The organism is Arthrospira sp. PCC 9901 (assembly GCF_059013425.1).
This window is the reverse complement of record NZ_CP102296.1, coordinates 3770843-3792259: the sequence shown is the minus strand read 5'-3', so window position 1 is coordinate 3792259 and position 21417 is coordinate 3770843. Positions and strand designations below refer to the sequence as shown.

21 protein-coding genes and 1 riboswitch are annotated in these 21417 nt (G+C 48.5%); of the genes, 10 read left to right on the top strand and 11 right to left on the bottom strand.

Going from position 1 to position 21417, the window contains the following annotated elements:
* Positions 1–25 precede the first annotated feature (25 nt).
* Together NLZ44_RS16750 and NLZ44_RS16745 are read right to left on the bottom strand one after the other, a co-directional pair.
* Positions 26–244, bottom strand: a complete 219-nt coding sequence (locus NLZ44_RS16750; protein WP_006669412.1) for a type II toxin-antitoxin system HicB family antitoxin — start codon at positions 242–244, stop codon at positions 26–28.
* Positions 241–465 carry a type II toxin-antitoxin system HicA family toxin gene (locus tag NLZ44_RS16745; RefSeq protein ID WP_006622545.1) on the bottom strand — a complete coding sequence of 75 codons (225 nt, stop codon included), beginning with the start codon at positions 463–465 and terminating at the stop codon, positions 241–243. Before NLZ44_RS16745 ends, NLZ44_RS16750 begins: the two co-directional genes overlap by 4 nt.
* Positions 466–553: 88 nt before the next feature.
* Here NLZ44_RS16745 and NLZ44_RS16740 point away from each other — a divergent pair, with 88 nt between their 5' ends.
* From NLZ44_RS16740 to vapC, 3 genes are all read left to right on the top strand, one after another.
* Complete coding sequence (locus NLZ44_RS16740) at positions 554–790, top strand: hypothetical protein (protein WP_493750526.1); 237 nt, start codon at positions 554–556, stop codon at positions 788–790.
* A 410-nt stretch (positions 791–1200) separates the two neighbouring features.
* Positions 1201–1446: a hypothetical protein gene (locus tag NLZ44_RS16735; protein ID WP_493750525.1), complete on the top strand. Its 246-nt coding sequence runs from the start codon at positions 1201–1203 to the stop codon at positions 1444–1446.
* Entirely contained in the window at positions 1443–1847 is a 405-nt protein-coding gene (gene vapC, locus NLZ44_RS16730) for a type II toxin-antitoxin system tRNA(fMet)-specific endonuclease VapC (protein WP_493750524.1), read from the top strand. Before NLZ44_RS16735 ends, vapC begins: the two co-directional genes overlap by 4 nt.
* A 440-nt stretch (positions 1848–2287) precedes the next feature.
* Here the strand turns inward: vapC and NLZ44_RS16725 are convergent, their stop codons facing one another.
* From NLZ44_RS16725 to NLZ44_RS16715, 3 genes are all read right to left on the bottom strand, one after another.
* Positions 2288–4603, bottom strand: a complete 2316-nt coding sequence (locus NLZ44_RS16725; RefSeq protein WP_493750523.1) for a hypothetical protein — start codon at positions 4601–4603, stop codon at positions 2288–2290.
* A 173-nt stretch (positions 4604–4776) separates the two neighbouring features.
* Positions 4777–6528 (bottom strand): P-loop domain-containing protein, encoded by a 1752-nt coding sequence (locus tag NLZ44_RS16720; protein WP_493750522.1) that lies wholly within the window; start codon positions 6526–6528, stop codon positions 4777–4779.
* Between the two features lie 272 nt (positions 6529–6800).
* Positions 6801–8015: a tetratricopeptide repeat protein gene (locus NLZ44_RS16715; protein WP_493750521.1), complete on the bottom strand. Its 1215-nt coding sequence runs from the start codon at positions 8013–8015 to the stop codon at positions 6801–6803.
* 175 nt (positions 8016–8190) lie between these two features.
* Between NLZ44_RS16715 and NLZ44_RS16710 the strand changes: the two genes are divergently transcribed.
* Complete coding sequence (locus NLZ44_RS16710; RefSeq protein WP_006622554.1) at positions 8191–8802, top strand: L-threonylcarbamoyladenylate synthase; 612 nt, start codon at positions 8191–8193, stop codon at positions 8800–8802.
* Between the two features lie 82 nt (positions 8803–8884).
* Positions 8885–9862 (top strand): sensor histidine kinase, encoded by a 978-nt coding sequence (locus NLZ44_RS16705; protein ID WP_493750520.1) that lies wholly within the window; start codon positions 8885–8887, stop codon positions 9860–9862.
* 61 nt (positions 9863–9923) lie between these two features.
* On the opposite strand, the gene NLZ44_RS16700 is transcribed toward NLZ44_RS16705, so the two are convergent.
* Together NLZ44_RS16700 and NLZ44_RS16695 are read right to left on the bottom strand one after the other, a co-directional pair.
* Positions 9924–10808 carry a 4-hydroxybenzoate solanesyltransferase gene (locus NLZ44_RS16700; RefSeq protein ID WP_493750519.1) on the bottom strand — a complete coding sequence of 295 codons (885 nt, stop codon included), beginning with the start codon at positions 10806–10808 and terminating at the stop codon, positions 9924–9926.
* A gap of 28 nt (positions 10809–10836) precedes the next feature.
* Positions 10837–10983: a hypothetical protein gene (locus tag NLZ44_RS16695; protein WP_157234575.1), complete on the bottom strand. Its 147-nt coding sequence runs from the start codon at positions 10981–10983 to the stop codon at positions 10837–10839.
* 234 nt (positions 10984–11217) lie between these two features.
* On the opposite strand from NLZ44_RS16695, the gene NLZ44_RS16690 reads away from it, so the two are divergent.
* Together NLZ44_RS16690 and NLZ44_RS16685 are read left to right on the top strand one after the other, a co-directional pair.
* Positions 11218–12330 (top strand): tetratricopeptide repeat protein, encoded by a 1113-nt coding sequence (locus NLZ44_RS16690; RefSeq protein ID WP_493750518.1) that lies wholly within the window; start codon positions 11218–11220, stop codon positions 12328–12330.
* A 163-nt stretch (positions 12331–12493) separates the two neighbouring features.
* On the top strand, positions 12494–13120 hold the full coding sequence (locus NLZ44_RS16685; RefSeq protein WP_111892827.1) for a L,D-transpeptidase: 627 nt from the start codon (positions 12494–12496) through the stop codon (positions 13118–13120).
* A 114-nt stretch (positions 13121–13234) separates the two neighbouring features.
* Here the strand turns inward: NLZ44_RS16685 and NLZ44_RS16680 are convergent, their stop codons facing one another.
* The gene (locus tag NLZ44_RS16680) at positions 13235–13354 is read right to left on the bottom strand and encodes a photosystem II protein Y (protein ID WP_493750517.1); all 120 of its coding nucleotides are present in this window, start codon (positions 13352–13354) and stop codon (positions 13235–13237) included.
* Between the two features lie 484 nt (positions 13355–13838).
* On the opposite strand from NLZ44_RS16680, the gene rbfA reads away from it, so the two are divergent.
* The 3 genes from rbfA to NLZ44_RS16665 all read left to right on the top strand — a co-directional run bounded on the left by rbfA (position 13839) and on the right by NLZ44_RS16665 (position 16507).
* Positions 13839–14252: a 30S ribosome-binding factor RbfA gene (gene rbfA, locus NLZ44_RS16675; protein WP_008056353.1), complete on the top strand. Its 414-nt coding sequence runs from the start codon at positions 13839–13841 to the stop codon at positions 14250–14252.
* Between the two features lie 25 nt (positions 14253–14277).
* On the top strand, positions 14278–15852 hold the full coding sequence (locus tag NLZ44_RS16670; protein WP_493750516.1) for a glycoside hydrolase family 3 N-terminal domain-containing protein: 1575 nt from the start codon (positions 14278–14280) through the stop codon (positions 15850–15852).
* A gap of 430 nt (positions 15853–16282) precedes the next feature.
* Entirely contained in the window at positions 16283–16507 is a 225-nt protein-coding gene (locus NLZ44_RS16665; RefSeq protein ID WP_006618998.1) for a DUF4327 family protein, read from the top strand.
* A 288-nt stretch (positions 16508–16795) separates the two neighbouring features.
* On the opposite strand, the gene thiC is transcribed toward NLZ44_RS16665, so the two are convergent.
* From thiC to NLZ44_RS16650, 3 genes are all read right to left on the bottom strand, one after another.
* Positions 16796–18181 (bottom strand): phosphomethylpyrimidine synthase, encoded by a 1386-nt coding sequence (gene thiC, locus NLZ44_RS16660; RefSeq protein ID WP_493750515.1) that lies wholly within the window; start codon positions 18179–18181, stop codon positions 16796–16798.
* A 9-nt stretch (positions 18182–18190) separates the two neighbouring features.
* Positions 18191–18287, bottom strand: a riboswitch (TPP riboswitch).
* Positions 18288–18419: 132 nt separating this feature from the next.
* Complete coding sequence (locus NLZ44_RS16655; RefSeq protein WP_493750514.1) at positions 18420–18770, bottom strand: Hsp20/alpha crystallin family protein; 351 nt, start codon at positions 18768–18770, stop codon at positions 18420–18422.
* A 303-nt stretch (positions 18771–19073) separates the two neighbouring features.
* On the bottom strand, positions 19074–21335 hold the full coding sequence (locus NLZ44_RS16650) for a hypothetical protein (protein WP_493750513.1): 2262 nt from the start codon (positions 21333–21335) through the stop codon (positions 19074–19076).
* Positions 21336–21417: the final 82 nt, after the last annotated feature.

The window sequence follows — 21417 nt, the reverse complement described above, 5'->3', positions numbered from 1 at the left end:
CATAGGCTCTGTTGGGACAAAAGCATCAAACCACCTCAAGTGTTTTCGGTTGAGGAATGACCTCACCTTCCGCCTGCCAAGCTGCTAGATACATTTCAATCACTTCTTCCCCATTGCGGATTGCCTCTTCCCGAGTTTTTCCGTGAGTACAAGGCATCACGACCTGCTCAGAAAACTCGGGAATGGTGACTAGGAAAAGCTCATCTTCATCAGACCATTGAACAATCATGCTGTATCGACTCATGAATCTTCCTCCTCTCTCAACCCTTCCAGTTCAGTTAGCAGTTTTTCCAGTTGTTTTTCTAGGTAACGGGGTACATCATCTCCATCCTGACCTGAAATGGTCAGGGTTTTTCCAATCAGAGGATGTCGCCAACGCTCATGGCTGCCCTTACCGCGCTTAGGCAAGTAAACAAAGCCATACTGTGCAATTTGAGCTTTCAACTCTCGAATCTTCCGGGGCATTAGTATGATTTAGGCATTTTGGTCTAGTTTATCACTTTTTCCGTTTTCATAAAGATAACTCAACTATGTGGGGTTTCCTGCTACTAATTTGGCAACTCAGAAACCCCCTTTCTCAACCCATCAACCCATCCCCCGCCGCCATTTTCTAGTAGGCTGGGAGTGCGATCGCTTTACACAACACAGTCGGACTCTAGTAGGTTGGGTGGCGCGATCGCGAAACCCAACACAGTCGGCTAGGCTGGGAGCGCGATCGCTTTACACAACACACTCGGACTCTAGTAGGTTGGGTGGAGCGATCGCTTTACACAACACACTCGGACTCTAGTAGGTTGGCTGGTGCGATCACGAAACCCAACACATTCGGCTAGGCTGGGAGTGGTTAAGTTTTGGTGGGGTTTCCTGCGTTCACATAACCTACTCCTGGTGCGATCGCTTTACACAACACACTCGGACTCTAGTAGGTTGGGTGGAGCGATCGCGAAACCCAACACAGTCGGCTAGGCTGGGGGTAATTAAGTTTTTGTCAGGTTTCCTGGGTTCATATAACCTACTGATTTGTTGGGTTTACGGAGTTCACCCAACCTACTCCTGGTGCGATCGCTTTACACAACACACTCCGCTAGGCTGGGAGCGCGATCGCTTGGCTTCACGCTCTTACCATCGAGCTTAATCCAGATTTGCTAAACTTGAGTTGCTACCATCAAACCTCAAATCTTTCAATAATCGCTAACCCTTATGACCTTCCAACAATTGCAAAAACAAGTCTTAGATTTACCTCTAGGCGATCGCTGGGTATTGCTCAAACTCCTGGTGGAATCTTTGCAGCCAACTCCGCTGCCTTTTCCAGAGGCAACACCTACACTAGAAGGCACCCCTGGAGACGAAGACAATTCCCTGGATCAATACTATGGCTGTATTGACGATGAAACATTTATCCGCCATCCCCAACCCGAACAAGGCGATCGCCAACCGATTCTATGAGATTTTTGCTGGATACAAATAGCTGCATTATCTATTTACGCGGCAAGAACTTAGCTCTGAAGAAGAGATTGGAGTTTTATCGCGAAGAAGTTGCTGTGTGTTCAGTCGTAAAAGCAGAGCTTTTTTACGGTTCTATGAAAAGTGCCAATCCCGAAAAAAATATCAGGTTACAAACAGAATTTCTCTCGCAATTTATCTCTCTTCCCTTTGATGATGTGGCGGCAAATTTATTTGGCATAATCCGATCGCAATTGGAATCTAAGGGGACTCCTATCGGGTCTTATGACTTACAAATTGCGGCGATTTCCCTGGCGCATCATCTCACCCTAGTAACCCACAATGTCCGTGAATTTAGTCGAGTAGAGGGTTTACAGTGGGAAGATTGGGAGCCAGAGAGATAGCGTTTCTTGCCCCCCTAACCGATCGTATAGAGATGATGGCTGCCTGTGATTCGTTTTAGCTGCCAACCCTGTTCACAATTTTACAGAGTGCTTTACCAGAAATCGATTTCATAAAGATAACTCAATTAACTGTTTTTCTGGGGTGACTTCCTGTTGTTCACTCGCCACTTCCAGCCAAAGAAAGAACTGCATCTGCAAGCATTTCTAACAACTCTTCATAGCTCGATGCCCAGGTGTGACAATTGGGAAGGGCGGGTACTGAACCTGGACTTCATCTTCTGGCCAAATCATTGCTTTAATCTTCATCGTTTGTCTCTAATGGCTATCTAATCAGGATTTTAGCCGATCTGTTAACACCTCACTCAGCAACCCACAGCCTAGAAACCGGGTTGCTGCGAACCGCACCTTTTTCCCGAAGCTGATTAGAGAAATCCGGTTTCTCACACCCCCTCCAACCGCAGGAAATGCACCACCCCCGACCCATCCCCCGCCGCCACCGTCACCCCATCCGGTGCAACCGCACAGGAAGACATCGCACCATCCCCGGTAAAGGTGGCTAACTCTTTCCCCGTCTCCAAATCCCACAGTTTCAGGGTATTGTCCCTGGATGCGGAAACCGCTTGTTGACCGTCTGGGGTGATGGCTACTGCATATACCTCGCTACTATGCCCGGTGAGGGTAGCCAGTTCCGTCCCCCTCTCCAAATCCCACAGTTTCAGGGTGTTATAGGATGCCGAGACGGCTCGTTTCCCGTCGGGGGTAATGGCTACTGAATTTACCCAGAAACTATGCCCTCTGAGGGTAGCCAGTTCCGTCCCCGTCTCCAAATCCCACAGTTTCAGGGTGTTATCCCCCGATGCCGAGACCGCTCGTTTCCCGTCGGGGGCGATCGCTACTGCATTTACATCGTCACTATGCCCGGTGAGGGTAGCCAGTTCCGTCCCCGTCTCCAAATCCCACAGTTTCAGGGTTTCATCCCCCGATGCCGAGACCGCTCGTTTCCCGTCCGGGGCGATCGCTACTGCATTTACCAAGCTACTATGCCCGGTGAGGGTTGCCAGTTCCGTCCCCGTCTCCAAATCCCACAGTTTCAGGGTGTTATCATCGGATGCCGAGACCGCTCGTTTCCCGTCGGGGGCGATCGCTACTGCCATTACCCTGCCACTATGCCCGGTGAGGGTAGCCAGTTCCCTCCCCGTCTCCAAATCCCACAGTTTCAGGGTGTTATCCAACGATGCCGAGACGGCTCGTTTCCCGTCGGGGGCGATCGCTACTGCCATTACCCTGCCACTATGCCCGGTGAGGGTAGCCAGTTCCCTCCCCGTCTCCAAATCCCACAGTTTCAGGGTTTTATCCCTGGATGCAGAGACGGCTCGTTTCCCGTCGGGGGCGATCGCTACTGCCATTACCCTGCCACTATGCCCGGTGAGGGTAGCCAGTTCCCTCCCCGTCTCCAAATCCCACAGTTTCAGGGTTTTATCCTCCGATGCCGAGACCGCTCGTTTCCCGTCCGGGGCGATCGCTACTGCATTTACCAAGCTACTATGCCCGGTGAGGGTAGCCAGTTCCGTCCCGGTCTCCAAATCCCACAGTTTCAGGGTTTTATAGGATGCCGAGACGGCTCGTTTCCCGTCGGGGGCGATCGCTACTGCATTTACATCGTCACTATGCCCGGTGAGGGTAGCCAGTTCCGTCCCCGTCTCCAAATCCCACAGTTTCAGGGTTTCATCATCGGATGCCGAGACCGCTCGTTTCCCGTCGGGGGCGATCGCTACTGCATTTACCCTGCTACTATGCCCGGTGAGGGTAGCCAGTTCCGTCCCCGTCTCCAAATCCCACAGTTTCAGGGTTTTATAGGATGCCGAGACGGCTCGTTTCCCGTCGGGGGCGATCGCTACTGCATTTACCCCGCTACTATGCCCGGTGAGGGTAGCCAGTTCCGTCCCCGTCTCCAAATCCCACAGTTTCAGGGTTTCATCATCGGATGCCGAGACGGCTCGTTTCCCGTCGGGGGCGATCGCTACTGCCATTACCCTGCCACTATGCCCGGTGAGGGTAGCCAGTTCCCTCCCCGTCTCCAAATCCCACAGTTTCAGGGTTTCATCATCGGATGCCGAGACCGCTCGTTTCCCGTCGGGGGCGATCGCTACTGCCTCTACCCAGCCACTATGCCCTCTGAGGGTAGCCAGTTCCGTCCCCGTCTCCAAATCCCACAGTTTCAGGGTTTCATCATCGGATGCCGAGACCGCTCGTTTCCCGTCGGGGGCGATCGCTACTCCTCTTACCCAGTCACTATGCCCGGTGAGGGTGCGAATCAGTGGCCCGCCGGGAGGGGTAAAGTTAGTAGTGAGGGGACGAAACCAGGGTTTTTTCTGGGCTTGTTTTGCCTGTCCCAATAAAGCCACAATTTCTGGATTCTCAAAGGACAACAACCGCCCCCAAAGCTGCTCCGCCAGTTGGGTTGTATCCGAGGCTAAAATATGAGCCGATAGCCGCAACGTCCCCGCGATTAATTGCAGGGTTTCCGTCTGTTCCGGGTTCAGCAAGACATCCGAACTCATCGCCAAATCGTAATCTTCTATTAACGCTTGCACCCCGCACTCCGCCAGTTTTGCCTGCATAAAGTCAAAATCCGTCAGCAATTGGTGCAGCCGTGCAGTTTTGGAGGCACGCCACAAACTTCCGGGCAAGGTTTCTAACAGCCACCGTCCGTCTTCTCTCGGTATTTTAGCTAATCGGTCTTTGAGTTCACCCATTGTTCAACTTAGGACTGGTAACGTTAACCAAGGTTAAAGGAATATCATGCAATACATTTTCAAAGTCTCTCTCCCCTTCTGGGATCCAGATTTAGGGTGAGGGCAATGTTTTAAGTGACTTCCCAACAAGCTGTATCCCCCCAACTTCTGGAAAAAAGAGGAGCTTTTTGGGGTTAATCCTGACCATAAAGCATTTCCCATGATTTATCCGCAATTTGCTCTTGTATCGGTGCCACCAAAGATTCAACCTCCTGCACGATATCCTGACGATAGAGGAAATCGTTAAAGCTCTTGTGGTAAATACTGTACAGTGGTTTTTCACCCGGTTTCCTTTGAATGCGGAGAAACTGCGACCACTCATCGAGTATCCCCTGCACCGTCAGCGAAATTTCTCCCGCCAATTGCGACAGTAACCGACAAGAAATCGGCTTATTGGTTTTAGTTAAAAAGTAGATAATCTTCAGCTTGGTTATCGGTAACGGCCTCGTCACCATTCCCATACGCCGCCAATGTTGCTCATAATATTGTTCCAAACCCTTGGGCAAATTTGCCAAGTTCAAATCGGCATATCTCCCCTTCTCAATGTCATTCAGAACATACTTTAAATACATGAAATTGCTTTCGCTATTCTCTGCCAAAAAGTCGATAAATTCCGCCTCTGTCACTCCTTGGGCAGTCAGCCAGCGTTGGATAGGTTCCCGTTGACAGCGATACCGAATAAACCGTCGGATATCTTCTAAATTGGCTTGATAATATTTATCGGACATCATATCAAACTCCTGCTGTGGTGCCGACACTACAAAAGGGAAAAACTCCGGGCGTTTGGTGAGGATAAAATAAACCCCCTTGGGTAAATTTTCGGGCAGATAAAGCACATTTGCCCTCGAATTTTGGGTGCTTAAATCTACTTCATCCAAGGCATCCACGGCAATCACTAAACGGTCAGTTTTGGCGGCAGCTTCGGTTAATAACTTGCTTAAAAAATTGCCATTGCGGGTATTATCAGGATGCAGGGGTAAGTCATAAGCTAACCCATACCTTGTCATCAGTTGCTCGCAAATATTTTTCAGGAAATCTTCGGTGCTGGTGCGGTTTTCTGACAGGATATTAAAATAAGCCAAACATCCCGTTTGCTGCACATATCGCGCTAACAAGGCGCTCTTACCCACGCCGGGGTCGGCTTCTATGATAAAATAACCATTGGCTTGTCTTCGGCAAAATTCCTCAATGGCATTAAAGACGAATTCCCTCCCCAAAAACTCCTGGGTTTTTTCCTCAATAAAAGCGGCAAAATCTGCGGGAACGGCGGCAGTCCCTTTTAAGGTTTTCAGCAATTGATTAAACCGTTCATCTAACCCCTGACAAGAGGCGATAAATGTATCCACACCCTCATCAATTCTCCCCCGAATTTGCTGGAGTTCCTGGTCGATATTCCCGACTTTCCCGCTAATGTCGGTCAGAATATCGTGGGTTAAGGTATTAAAAACTACCTGATTATATTTTATTTCTAAGCGGAAATAATGCACTAATCCGGGTAAATATAAGTTGCGAAATGTGTTCAGCAACACGGGGGGCGCTTCCCTTAGCCACTGGTGTTCGGCTTCTAGCCGCTGCATCAATTTAGTCCGAATTGCCTCCAGTTCACTGCCTTGCCAACTTCCCTCACTGCCTTGGGGCTGTTCCCCTTCAACGATTATTAAGATTTGTTGCCCATCCTGCTTAATCTGGGCAATTCGTGCTATAATTTCCGGTGTTTTCTGACAGCAGCCACAAATATCATTTAGGATGCGCTCATGGGCTGTTAGCAGTGCTTTTTCAATGTCATGATTACGTTCCCCAGCCTTACGCTGCGCCCACTTATGACATTCGGAACCGACGACTCCCAACCCAGCACTAGCAAATAGTGACAACATCTCAACAATCATGGTTTTACACCCCATCCCACACATCGGAGTTATTAATTAACATTGTAGCCAATTTCCCCCACGCAGTCAACGGCACGGCGACTAGATTATTGACAATCCCCCACCCGGTAAAAAGGGGGTTTCTTTGATGGTATAATTGGGGGGAGGTAAATATCAGTAGGGTGCTTCATAACCGGGATTTATGGGGGGAATATAAACACCATTTCCTCGGACGCACGGCGACTAATTACTGACCATCAATTACTAGGAATAAAGGGGGTTTCCGGGTGTGATTATCGGCGGCGGGAACGTCTCCGGGAACGAGACCGACTCCCGGAACTAGACGGACTCCGGGTAACTGTAGAAGGAAGACTTCTATAGTTGGCTTTGACCCGCCTTTGGCGATAAAGAATAATTGTCTCGGGTTCTTCGGGTTCCATTTCTTCTGCTACCATTGAGGATGAGGTGGCTGATTGTTCGGTTTCCACGGGGTCTACTTCCAAGGTGGCGCGGATATCTCGGGCGAGATTAAATGCCAATTGCTTGAGGGCGGGTTCTTGGCTGTCGTTCAATAATTCGGCAGCTTTGGTGAAGTCGGCGGCGGCTTTTTCCAGGTGGTCGAGTTGATAATGAATTAACCCCCTATCTAAGTAGGCATTGGCTCGATTTGGGTCTAGGTCGATCGCTTTATTGTAATCGGTCAAAGCCTCTTCAAACCTCCCTAATTGCAGGTATTCTTCCCCGCGAAAATAGTATGGTTCAGGGCTTGACGAATTCACCCGAATTGCTATAGTATAATTGGAGAGGGCTGATTGGTGGCTGTCCATGGCTGCGTAGGCAAAACCTCGATTTAGGTAAGCCTCCATCAGGGCGGGATTCAGTTCTACAGCCTGACTGAGAGTGACGATCGCAGCACTATAATTCCCGGCTTGGATTTTCTCCATGCCCCGATTGTTCAATTCTACCGCCTGGTGCGATCGCATGACATATTGGCTCACCACCGCCAGATTGTCCCGATATCCTGTGAGTTTCCCCTGGGCTTCTGCAAAGGTGGAGGAGTGCTGGGGGATGCTTTCCAATTGGGCGATCGTCTGCTGCCATTTGCGTTGCGCCTCTTCCCAAACCGCAGGGGGGTGGGGGGGGTTCTGCACGAGTTGGGAGGCGGACATGGCTCGCGTGATGGCTTCCTGGTAATTTTGGCGGGCTTTTTGTTCGGGTTCCAGCTTTTGTGCAACTACCTGTAACTGGGAACGTAAAAAAGTCAGTTCTTCCAACTCGGACTGTCTGGGAAATTTCGGGGCATTTTCTAGGCGTGCGATCGCCCCTTGTAGGTGGCCATGAGCGGCAGAAAGACTATCGTAACCGGAGAGGGTTTCCACCGCCCCCACGAAGTCTGTCAACAGTCGGGCTTGTGCGATCGCCTCCTGCTGCTGTTGTTTCACCCAGACCCCTGCACCGGCGACGATGGCGATCGCGATCGATACACCCAAAACAGTTCGGTTTGCCATGATATGATACCCCTACTATATGTCAATCCTACCATATCGGTTGTCCAGTAAGTCCCACCCCGAAATTGGGTAGAAAATCGACCGCCATTAATGATGGGGAAATCATGATTAATTGGATATATGATGGATTTGGTGCGTCAGTGACCCGACGAATCTTACCCAACTATCATAAATAATGGCTAAAGTCTCCCAAGAAGAACTAATTAAAGCAGCGATCGCAGGGGTTGCCGTGATCACCTTTCCCACAGACACAGTACCCGCCTTAGCAGCCCGTCCAGACAAGGCTGAAGCCATTTTTCAGACCAAACAACGCCCCCCCGATAAACCATTAATTTTGATGGGGGCTACAGCCGAAAGTCTATGGCAGTTTGTAGATAGCCTAGCCTGGGAATTAGAATGCTGGCAGCAAATCGCCCGTCAGTATTGGCCAGGAGCCTTAACCCTAGTGTTACCAGCATCTTCAGCAGTTCCCCCAGCGGTTAATCCCACCGATCCAACCACCATTGGTTTACGGGTTCCTAAGTGTGAAATTGCCCTAGAAATCCTCAAACGTACTGGGCCACTGGCTACCACTAGCGCTAATCTTTCGGGACAACCACCCCTATTAACCACGGCTGATATAGATAGGCAGTTTCCAGAAGTTCTGACCTTAAAGGACGCTCCCCCAGAGTCAGGGTCTGCCATTCCCTCAACAGTAGTGCGGTGGACAAAAAACGGAGATTGGGAAATACTGAGGAGGGGTGGGGTAGAGTTTGTCAGCCCCTTGCCCAAATCCAGATTTAAATAGGATATATCAACCAGCCAGAGTATGTCACAATTCAAGGGGGAGTGCTGTTGTTAGACTGATCTCAACTAATCGTGACAAACTCATGGGCTGGAATGAATTTATCTATTTGGGTGCAGGGCTGGGACTGGGTTGGTGGCTAGGTCAGCGCCAACTTTCCGGGGGGGGAATGAAACTCATGACCCCAAAACCGCCTTTGGCGAAAACTTCCCGATCGCCATTACCAGAGTCGGGGACCGGAGAATTGGATGCTATTAGCGATCCACAGGTGGCAGCCTTAGCCGAAAAATTGCAGCAGACGCGATTGGCTTATCATTTAGCCGTAGAAATGGCTCAGTTTAAGGCGGGTTTTTTAGCCCGTACCTCCCACGAGTTGCGATCGCCCCTAAATAGCATCATCGGCTTTTTACAGTTAATCCTTGCCGACCTATGCGAAAATCCAGAAGAGGAACGGGATTTTATCCAACAAGCCCATGATGCCACCCTGCGGATGGTAGCGTTAATGGATGAGGTGATTATGGTGGCTAAAACCGAACATGGTAGCCAACAGATGAACCTGCAACCCCTGAAACTGGCTGAAATGTTGGCGGAGGTGGAACAACTCACCCACTTACAAGCAGCTAACCGCAGCATCCGCCTATCAATTATTCCCCCCGATCCGCAGGTATATGTAATTGGCGATCGCCCTCGCCTCAAGCAAGTTTTACTCAGTCTGGTCGATGGTGCGATCGCTGGGATGGAGTCTGGGAAAGTCCAAGTTTCCACCCACGTCGCCTCAGAGTCTGGCTATGTTCACATTTGGATTGATGACCAACGCCCCATCAGCGCCTGGAGTGAGTCCTGGGATTTACTGGAGTCTACCCTAAAATCCCCAGCCAGCAACAGCACCAACATTGACCCAACTGATATAGCCCTTTCGCCGGGGATGCGTCTATTAATGAATCAGACCCTATTGGGATTGATGAAGGGGCGCTTAGAGGTGGTAGCAGTCCCCCCAGATGGAGAAAATCACAATTTCACCCGCACTCAATGTTCCCTTACCCTGGGTTCCCCTGATTTTTAGCAATTACAGCTTAATGCGATCGCGATCGTTGGCGGGGATGGGCTATCGGTGATTGAGGGACTCAACTTAGAAGAGTGCCGCCAATCATACCAGCCAGCAAAATCCAACCGATGATCACATTATCACGGAACATTTTGCCGTAAATCTCCCGAGAAATCTCTGGGTTTCGCAGTTGCCAATACTGACGCGCCCATAGAATCACCACTATAGCTAAAGCCAGCCAAGAAACAGGGTGCAGGTGCATTTGTAAGTCTACACCGAACATCAAAGCGGCTGTACCCAGGAAAAATAAACCCACCGCATTGGGTGCAAAGTCCCCAAAAAATAGGGCGCTGGAGTTGATACCCAATCGGCGATCGTCTTCGCGATCGCTCATAGCATAAACCGTATCAAACCCCAAAGTCCATAATACCGTCGCCCCCCATAGTAAACCCGTAGAGGCTTCTAGGCTACCATTGGCAGCACTCCAGCTAATTAAAACCGCAAATCCCCAGGCGATCGACAAAACCAATTGAGGGACTGGAAACACCCGTTTAGCTAAGGGATAGCAGATAATCACCGGAACCGCCGCCACAGACAACCAGAAACTGAGGGGATTAAGATATAGCGCCAACCCGAAAGCACAAGCAAACGCCACCAACCCCACCACAACACCAGTTTTAATCGTGAGGGCGCGACTCGCCAAGGGACGGTTACGGGTTCTTTCCACTTCCGGGTCAATGTTTCTATCCCATAAATCATTGACCACACAGCCAGCCGCACTGGTGGCTAGGCTACCAAAGACAATCACCAAAATCAGAGTTAAAGGCGGGGTTCCCCCTGTCGCCAAAACGATCGCCCATAGGGCTGGAATCATTAAGATTAACCGTCCGGCTGGCTTATCCCACCGCAGCAGACGGACAACACTGATCCAGGTAGGTTGTGGTTGATTCGCTTCTGTCACCATTATTATTTAAACCGCTCCAAAGCCAATTTTAATTAACATCGGGTAAATATTCCCTATCAAATATAATTGAAGCCTTGAAGGTTGTCTCCGCGTTGCTACAGTTGGGAGTATTGACCCGGAACTTGATGCGATCGCCTTTTGAGATATGTTGAGTATTTGTTCCGGATTTCTCCATGTTCCAGTGCTTTATTTGTTCAGGCGGCTTGCTCACTGACTTTTGTTGTTTTCCGCCCTTTAGCTGACTTCATTCTGGCGGGGTGCGCGACTATGGGTGAGCTAATTAAGAATTATTCTTGCATATTGGGCTACTGATGGTATAAAAAAGAAGACTCCCTCTCGTTTTTTCCCGAACTGGGGGTAAAGTGGGGTCGGTCCAATCGCTTATTCATACTCACACTGATAATAAACCGTGTTCAAGACAACTAAACTACTGGTTAGCAATGTTTTACTGGCGATCGCTGCCACTGTGTTTGTAGTTCCTGCCGTGGCACAACCTCCCCAGATTTTAGCTCAAGCCACCTCTCAGGCGAACATCAATGAACTTAATGACCTGCTCCAAAAGGGGCGAGATCTCGTTAATAGTGGCAATATGGATGAAGCCCTCAATGTTTACCTTCAAGCCGTCCAGCTAGACAGCAGTGATGCTAAAATCTATTCGGCTCTCGCCTATGTACAGGCCTTGCGGGGAGACTTTGAGGCGGCCGCTAAATTTTATCGGGATGCTATTACCCTAGATCCTCAAAATGCCGATTTTTACTACGGTTTGGGTTATACCCTAGCCCGGTTGCAAGACTACCCAGCAGCAGCACAAGCCTATCGGCGCGCTACCCAATTGCAGAGAGATAACATTAATGCTCACCTGGGGTTAGCAGCCAGTTTATTTAGACAGCAAGACTATAGGGGAGCCATTGAAGCCTATCAAACCGCCTTGGCTTTGGAACCTAATAGCTGGGAAGCTAACGCATCTATGGGAATGGCTTGGTTAAGACAAGGAAATGCTTCCCAATCTCTACAATTTCTACAACAGGCGATGGAGTTGGATCCTAATCAGCCTAATATTTATCTGAAACTGGGTATAGCTTATTTGGAACAAGGCGATCGCACCGCCGCCCTCGATGCTTTTCAAGAGGCGGCGCGACTGTCTCCTTTTAATGGTGAAATTCAGTTCCAAATTGGGGAAATATTCCGCATTCAAGAGAATTTTGAGGGTGCGCTTCAAGCCTATCAACAAGCCTTAGCTATGCAACCGGATCTGGTGGCAGCTAATGTGGCGATCGGTGAAATTCAGCTCAGATTAAAAGACTATATTGGTGCGATCGTCAGTTTCCGACGCGCCGCCGATCGCTTTGCTGACCAACCATCAGTTCACTATTATTTAGGTCTAGCCCTGAAAGAACGTGGAGGTCGAGAACCACAGGCGATCGCCTCCTTTAAAAAAGCCCGCGAACTCTATGAGAAACAAGGCGATCGTGAAGGTGTCAGACAAGCCGAAGCCGCCTTGAGAGAACTGGAAGCTAATTAACTTCAATTCCCAACCCAGGTAGGAGCCTAAGCGCCCCTACCTGTTGTATATGGTTGACTAATTCTGAGCTAATTAGTTATGATCATCCCATTTGATCGGAACCGAACAATCATTTCCACTGTCAAATGTAATAATTAGTTTTGGTTTTTGGTGAGGAAGCATCATGGGTAAACTGAATAATCTTCAACAGCTCTCGGAAAAAGTAGCACTAGCCAGCCTAGGAATTGGAATGTTGCTAGTGGGAGGACAACAGCCTTTAATGGCATCAAGTTCAACTGCTGAACAAACCCTTTCTGCTAGTGCTTCACCACCACGTATTTATCCTTACCAAAGTATTTTGAATCCTGATATACCTCCCCTCGATGACCCTTCCAAATTTTTACCCCTCGGAGAACAACAAGCACCAGTCAAAGTAGTTCTCCGTTTGGGAGAACGTCGGGTTTATGTATATCGAGGTGAGAGTCAAATAGCAAGCTATCCCGTAGCCGTGGGAAAACCCGGTTGGGAGACTCCCACCGGAACTTTCCAAGTTACTGAAAAAGTCGAAAATCCTCAGTGGCAAAATCCCTGGACAGGAGAAGTGCGCCCCGCCGGACCCAATAGCGCCCTAGGTTTGCGCTGGATTGGATTTTGGCATGATGGTAAGGATGCTATAGGATTTCATGGAACCCCGACAGTCAACTCCATTGGACAGGCGGCTTCTCATGGTTGCGTTCGTATGCGGAATGAGGATGTAGTGGCCCTATTTGAAAAGGTGGAAATGGGGACTGTGGTTATGGTGCTTCCCTAGGCTACTTTCGGGATCTTTCCTAGTTCCGGCGGCGGGTTGCTACTCCAAACGGAAACCGACCGCCCCCCAGGGGGAAGTCGGTAAGAGTTAGGATCAACAATGGAACTGTGGGATTTATTTGTTGATAAAGGCTTGGGCTTGACTGATGGCCGCACTACCGATTTTAAACAAAGCCCAGCCTCCAGCAACGATCAACGGTAACAAAACCACAACAATGCGAAGATCCAAATCCATTTGCTCTCCTCCTGAATTTTTAAAGAAATCTTTATATTCCTATTTGTACCGCATTTTTGCCAATGCCTCAAGGGGTTAGCCAGTAATTATCATTTTAGTCAAAATCTGTTCCAGTCCACAAAGCCCTGTTTGACATCCTCAGATCTCTGTTGGCACACTGGCACTGTGAAGGCCACCTTACTCTCTCATTCCTCAGAACTTGAGCATACTTTGAACAAAAATAGCGACTCACTCGGTCCACCTCGCTCGCAGGTTGGAAGGTTTAGAGTTAGACGTTCCACCCGATCGCAGTTGAATTTCGATAATCAGAATGGCTCAAACGATCGCCTTCTCCGTCGCAATTGATAGAACTGATGTAAACTTAGATTAGGCATAATTTCAGAATCAGACCACCAGGAGTTGATCCCAGAGGAGACTAATGCCTCGAAAATTGCCTGATTCTGTCGATGTGCATAATTGATCTATGCTTGAGGGGGTAATGGTCATGGCTACAGATCGTCGCGTTTCCCGCGTGGCTTCACTGATTAAACGGGAGGTTAGCCAAGTATTGCTCTACGACATCAAAGACGATCGCGTGGGAATTGGAATGGTCAGTATTACCGAAGTTGAAGTGTCCGGGGATTTGCAACACGCTAAAATTTTTGTGAGTATCTATGGGACAGAAGAAGCGCGCCGCTCAACTATGGAAGGGCTGCGATCGGCAACTGGCTATATTCGTTCCCATTTAGGAAAGCATATCCGTTTACGACGTACTCCAGAAGTGGTGTTTCTCGAAGATCGTTCCCTTGAACGTGGGGATAAAATTATTGAGCTGTTAAATCAGATTTCTCACGAACACAAAAACTCAGATACAGCCGGGGATACCACTCAGGAAGATGACCCGGAAGCACAACAGTAACTCACGCAAAGGTAATTCATAATCAATGAGTGTACTCTCGTCCCAGGTGGCTCAAATGGTGGTCGTGCGTGCTAGTGGTCATCTGTTTGACCACCAAATTCGCTATCCGGCTTGGGAACCGGGGCGCGATCGCCTCCAATACTGGTTACAGGAATTAGGGGTCGGTGGAGTGATTTTTGTTGATGGTAGCGCGGCGGAAATGGCTGCTAGAACTAAATTGCTTCAGTCCTGGGCGAAAGTCCCCCTATTTTTGGCTGCGGATATTGAGGAGGGAGTAGGACAGCGTTTTGCTGGGGCTACTTGGTTTCCACCACCAATGGCTTTGGGGTCGATCGCTAATCATAACCTAAGTCTGGCTGAGGATTATGCGGAAAAAATGGGGGCTATTACCGCCTCAGAAGCTCTGGCTATAGGCTTAAATTGGGTTCTGGGTCCGGTGGTGGATGTTAATAACAATCCTGATAATCCCGTGATTAATGTGCGCTCTTTTGGGGATAATCCAGAAACCGTTAGTAATTTAGCCAGCGCCTTTATCCGGGGTTGTCAAAAATACCCCGTCCTAACTACGGCGAAGCATTTTCCCGGTCATGGAGATACAGCCGTAGATTCCCATATTGAGTTACCAATGTTACCTCATTCGGCCGCTCGGTTGGCAAGGGTTGAGTTACCCCCCTTTCAAAGGGCGATCGCTGCTGGGGTTGATAGTGTCATGAGCGCTCACTTATTGATTCCGGCTTGGGATAGGGAACTACCTGCTACCTTATCCCCGAAAATTTTGACCGAAAAATTGCGACAGGAATTGTGCTTTGACGGGTTGATTGTTACTGATGCTTTGGTCATGGGGGCGATCGCCCGTGGTTACAGTTTAGCGAGTAGCTCCGTATTGGCAGTAAAGGCCGGGGCTGATATCCTATTAATGCCTGAAGATCCCGAAATCACTATTCGCGCCATAGTACAAGCCGTCGAAAATGGTGAGATTTCCCCAGAAAGGATAGCTGCTTCTTGCGATCGCATCAATAAAGCCAAGGAGAAAATTTCTACCCGTCAGGTTTCTGACCTAAATTTGGATTCTTTATCCACTCCAATCGCTGTTGAAACTGTAAGTTTGATTTTGCAACAGTCCCAGGTTAGCCGCCGGTTAGACCTTCAGCCACCACTTGCGCCACCAAACAATCTACAACCAGCCGAGTGGCGGAATTTGGTGATTGTCGATGATTTGCTTTCCTGTCGGTTTCTGGGACATCATACCCCGGCGATCGCTTATCCCGCCAAATTGGGCTGGAAATTACAACTTATCGATCGCAATAGTGGGACCAACCCAGCCGCCGAAACCGGATTTTCCCCCACTTTGCTACAGTTATTTATTCGCGGTAATCCTTTTGGCTGGACTGCTGGATTAACTGAAATAGCCAGGGTTTGGTTTAAAAAATTGTTAAAAACTGGGGAACTCAAGGCACTGGCGATTTATGGTAGTCCGTATACTCTCCAAGAGTTTTTGCCCGAAATTCCCGATGATGTGCCATTCGTGTTTTCATACGGCCAAATTCCCCCAGCCCAGGCGATCGCCTTAGAAAGTCTCTTCCCGTGCGTCAAAGCATAAAGCGTATCCTTTCCCCAATGGTTGATCCCGTGCGTGTGCACCCCACGCACATAATGAAAAATCTGTGCCATACTAAAACCGGGAAAACTAAATCAATGGTTTTCCCCGATTCCATAGACTCTTGTTTATAGAATGTGTAGTTTTGGACTAATGGGCGCACTGGCTATCCTGTGGGTTATGGCTTCCGTAACCCACTAACCAGTATCATCTCCTAGGTCAGACAACTTGCTGATTTAATCAAGTCCACCGTCAAGACTGCCCAGAGTCCCCCAAATCCGGGAGATTAGTCGTTTTGATTATATTTATCAAAATTTCCAGGTAAATTGTATTCACTTATACTGAAAAAAAACCCTTCCCTAAATCTCGATTTTGGATTATATTGATACCAATGCCAAAAATAATCAGGCAAGCAACCCCATGAGGGCGAAATATGACTTACACCACCGTTCAATACTCACTTGACGTCATTAAAGACGAAGTACGCAATCTCCTACATAAAGGTATGATCAGCCGTCAGCAGCCGATCTATACATTGTGCCAGTACATTCCAGCTAGGGAGTGGGCTTGCATCGAGTACGAACTGGAGGCGTTTAACTTCCTCCTGCGTGACCGCATAGGCGATCTGGTTGGCTGTGAAAAGTGGGACAACGACTAAGGTTTAACTAGCCTTCGGGTACAATGTTAGAAATTTACGTCACAGTCCGACCAGGGACTGAAAGTTTCGGCTCCCAGCCCTACCCTATTAGGGCGACTTTAAATAAAAGATATAACCAGTGGGTGGTTTGACCGAAATTCCAAACCGCCCAGTTAGCAAGCGATTTTAAGATCCAATCCGGTTCAGGATAAATAAACCCAGACCGCCAATATAATCCCAAGGCGGAACAGGCTGGTTTACCCTAACCCGTAGCAGAGACAAGTCATGGCTTGTCTCTACTATCATTGACTAGCGGGCTACAGCAGTTTTCTTAGCGTCTTCTGAGGCTAGGAATTTCTCCAACTCTGTTAATGCTTCCGCGTCTACCTTGGTTTGCATGGGGCAGAATTTCGGACCGCACATAGAGCAAAACTCAGCAGTTTTGTAGATGTCCGCCGGGAGAGTTTCGTCGTGATACTCGCGGGCGCGTTCAGGGTCTAGGGATAATTCAAACTGCTTGTTCCAGTCGAAATTATAACGGGCTGCGGACAATTCATCATCGCGATCGCGCGCCCCTGGACGATGGCGGGCGATATCTGCTGCATGAGCGGCAATTTTATAGGCAATCAAGCCATTACGGACATCCTCAGCATCAGGAAGTCCTAAATGTTCTTTAGGTGTCACATAACAGAGCATAGCAGTTCCATACCATCCCGCCATAGCCGCACCAATAGCAGACGTAATATGGTCATAACCGGGCGCAATATCTGTCACCAAAGGACCCAACACATAGAAAGGCGCTTCGGAACACTCTTCCATTTGTTTTTTAACGTTAAACTCAATTTGATCCATAGGCACATGACCAGGACCTTCTACCATCACCTGCACATCATGTTCCCAGGCGCGGCGAGTTAACTGTCCCAAGGTTTTCAATTCCGCCAGTTGTGCTTCGTCTGATGCGTCATGGGTACAACCGGGGCGGAGGGAATCCCCCAAACTAAAAGAGACATCATATTTTTTGAAGATTTCGATAATGTCATCAAAATGAGTATAGAGGGGATTTTGCTTATGGTGATGCAGCATCCACCGGGCAATAATACCACCGCCACGAGACACAATTCCGGTAATCCGGTTACGGACTAAGGGCAAATGTTCAATGAGAATGCCAGCATGGATAGTCATATAATCGACTCCCTGCTGGGCGTGTTTCTCAATGATATGCAGAAAATCGTCTGCAGTGAGTTTCTCAATGCTACCGTGAACGCTTTCTAAGGCTTGATAAATGGGTACTGTACCAATGGGAACCGGAGAAGCGTTAATGACGGCGGTGCGAATAGCATCGAGGTCTCCTCCACCTGTAGACAGGTCCATAACCGTGTCTGCGCCATATTTAACGGCTAATTTCAGCTTGTCTACTTCTTCTTCGAGGTTGGAAGAGTTGGGAGATGCGCCGATATTGGCGTTGACTTTACATTTAGAGGCAATGCCAATACACATTGGCTCTAGGTTGGTATGATTGATATTAGCGGGAATAATCATCCGACCCCGTGCAACTTCCTCGCGAATTAAATCAGGGCTTAGATTTTCGCGGGTGGCGACGTAGTGCATTTCCTCGGTGATGATTCCCTGGCGGGCATAGTGCATTTGAGATACATTAGCCTGTCCACGTCGGTTGGCAACCCATTGAGATCGCATAAGTATTTCCTCTGTTAGTTACAGCTTCCCTACGCCGGTACTAGCCGGACTCAGGTTCCAAGGGTGTCTCTCAGCCTGGACTTCGCAGGCACCCCTAGCTTGATGAATGTTTAGTTGATGATGTTAGCACTTATGTTGAGATTTGATCTAGGGTCTGTTAACAATTATTTATGTATTTTTCTGTAGAGTGCATCAGATTTGGCTATGGTCTGACGCACTCTAGGGGACTTCTGAAGGACTAGAGGATTTTGGTTAGGGTAAGGTTGAGAATGCCATTATTGTAGTCTACTTGAACGCGATCGCGGCAGACGCTTTGAGGGAGAGCGATCAGTTGACGAAAGGGAACTTGGGAATTATTAAGGGTTCCCGAAATGATGGCAGCTTCTCCGGTGATGAGAATGTCTAAATCATCTTCACATAAATCGGGAATGGTCATGTTGATCATCAGGTGATTGGGGCTGTCTTTAATGGCGATGATGGGTTGGAAATTACTGCCGCCATTGATGAGTTCATCTTCGCCATAAACTTGTTCGATGTTACGGCTAATTTCGGCAGATTTTTTAAATGTGTGTGAGAAGTCGATGACCATGGTTACAATTCCTAAAACGCGGTTTTATCTTCAGAAAAAAGGATTTTTTGAGGTTGACATACAGGGTTAAAAACCATAATTTCGGATGCGGAAATTTCGGATTTTTAAAGTTTTTTGTCAACCGGATTTAACTGTTGTTAAACACCAAGTAAATCGGCATCTGGAATAGGGGGCTGTTTCTGCCAAAATCCTGTATCCGCACGAGGCTCTTTGAGAACCTGCCGGGACTCAGTTGGTATGAGAATCAAAATTGATTCCCCTCCCCAAGGCTATGCCGATAATAGATGTTCAGATTAACTGAATTTATGATGAAGATTCATCCATGGGAAGAGTTGGTGCTGATGTAGGACTCACGGTGCGTCCAACGATCGCCTTATGACTTTCCCGTGAAGAAAGCATTTCAACAGCGATCGCTTCTACCTGTATCTCCAAGCTGCCATAGATAATGTCGAGGTCAACCGTTGCTTCAATTTGATCGAAGCCGTTAGGTGAGAACTCGGTGATCCAACGCGGCCCGTCTACAATATTGCGGGACTGCCGATCATATATCCATATTTTGACATATATGCGCGGTAAGTTGTCGGGGATTTGCACGCGAACTTTTAAAGACTTTCCGGCGGTAGGATTAGCGGTGAGGATATATAAAATCGGAACTGGAATTTCTTGGTCTTCAGGTATGACAGATGGTGTTGGGGTGATACTCGCTCCTCTGCTGGTAGTAGAAGGCCTCCCCATCCCTGAAAATTGCCTACTAGAGGGGGTTTCGGTAGTCAACCCCTTCCCTTGGGGAAATACCGCAGAATCCGCCCGAGTTTGGGGGAAGACAACAGGAGGTTCGAGGGATTCATAATCTACGACAATTTCCTCGGCTTCCAATTCTGTGACCAAGGGGCTGAATTCATAATTAGGTGGTGGGGTCTGATTCTCGTCTCGCACTAATGGTTCTGCTGGTGAGGAAACGGCTGTGTCATCAGAAGCTGAGGAAGATGCTTGTTTCATCCAGTGAGACAGATCTCGATCTTTGGCTAGGGAACTTAATCGACTCAAAAATCGCTCTTCTAAATTCAGATGAGGTAAAGCCTTTTTCGCTGCCGGGGAAGTGGCTGTGGAAGTATTGGTATGGGTCGCATCTGTTGGCTCTGGTGATGAGTCGATAGGGGTTTCTGGTGGGTCTGTATTGAGCAGGTCAGTATTGCTGTCTTCGTTGGGGTCTGTTTGACCGGCACCCTCCTCGGGTGTTTTGGCGACAGAACCCTCGGATGTAGAGGTGGCTAATGGTAGGGTAGGGGATGCTGGCGGTTTTGGGTTGACGAATGGAAGTGCGATCGCCTCTGAATTTGGACTCGAAGGGATGTTAAGGATATTAGACCAGGGGTGTGGTTCTGTCTGTTCCGGGTAGGAGATAAAATTACCAAAGCTGGGCAATTCCAGGGCAGTCTGAGGCTGACCTTGAGCATTTACAGGCTGGCTTTGTGTTTCTTGATTTACTACGGCTAAGGGGGCTGGCTCCGCCGCTGGGAGTGGTATAAATGAATTTTCGACTAGGGGTTCGTTGGGTTGAGCGTCAATTTCTAGCTCCTCTGGTAATGGGTCTAAAAACTGTTCGACCAACATGGTGATATTGAAAGAATTGCGGACGGGGGGATGCTGATCACTGTAAAAAACGACCTCTCCCAAAACTAATCGGGTTTTGCATTCAAAGGGTACATAAATAGCTGCGGAAAATGGCACAGGTAAAACAGACTGTGGTACGGGTTGGCGAACATCATAGAGAATTTCGGAGGCTTGAGGCGATCGCAAACATATCTGTAATTGAGGATTAGAAACTACCATAGAGGTGATAGCTTCCATATAAGGGTCAGAGTCCGGGTCAGATTTAATCCTAATCTGTCCAGATAGTAAAACGGCGCTACCAAACTCGACCACATAGCTATGGCGTTCTAGGATAAGTTCTATGGAAATATCCTCTGCGGTCAAGTCTGCGGTTTCGTTTATGGCGACACTACTGCTTAGTTCCTGTGCGATCGCGGTTTCTTGGTTGGCTTCTGGCTGAGGTTCCCCAGGGTAGAGGTCTGTAAGATTAGAATCACTGGTTTTTTCTGATGGTGTCGTGGGTGTCACCGACTCTAAATCCGTCTGTTGTGGTAGGCTATCTTGAATGGCTGACCCATCCTCCAATATTTCCTCAGAGTCAATCTCAGAGTCAATATCAGTGTTGGCTAGTACCTGTAGTTTCATTGTGGCACGCCAAGTATTTCCTAAAAGTCCGGCTCTTAAATCTGGCGAACAGGAAAACTCCCAAATTCCTGGTTTGAGGCTAGTATAGGGGATTACGACCATTAAACCCTCTGAGTTCATATAACTTTTCAGGGTCTTAATGCGGCGCACTGGGGGGTCTTCGTCTATAGCGTCATAAACAATCCTAATTTCAATTTCCTGATCTTGATGGGACCCACGACAAACAATGCGATACCGACCTTCTAACACCTGAACATCAGGAGACTCCAGGGGTAGCCAAGTGTTATCCCCTTCCCGTTGTAGTAGGAATTCTAGGTTATCCATCATTAGCACCTCTGCCAACATCCTGGGTATCATTTGCTGTTGAGACTAGCACTATGGGTGCTGTTGGTGATTATAGGTGCTTTTG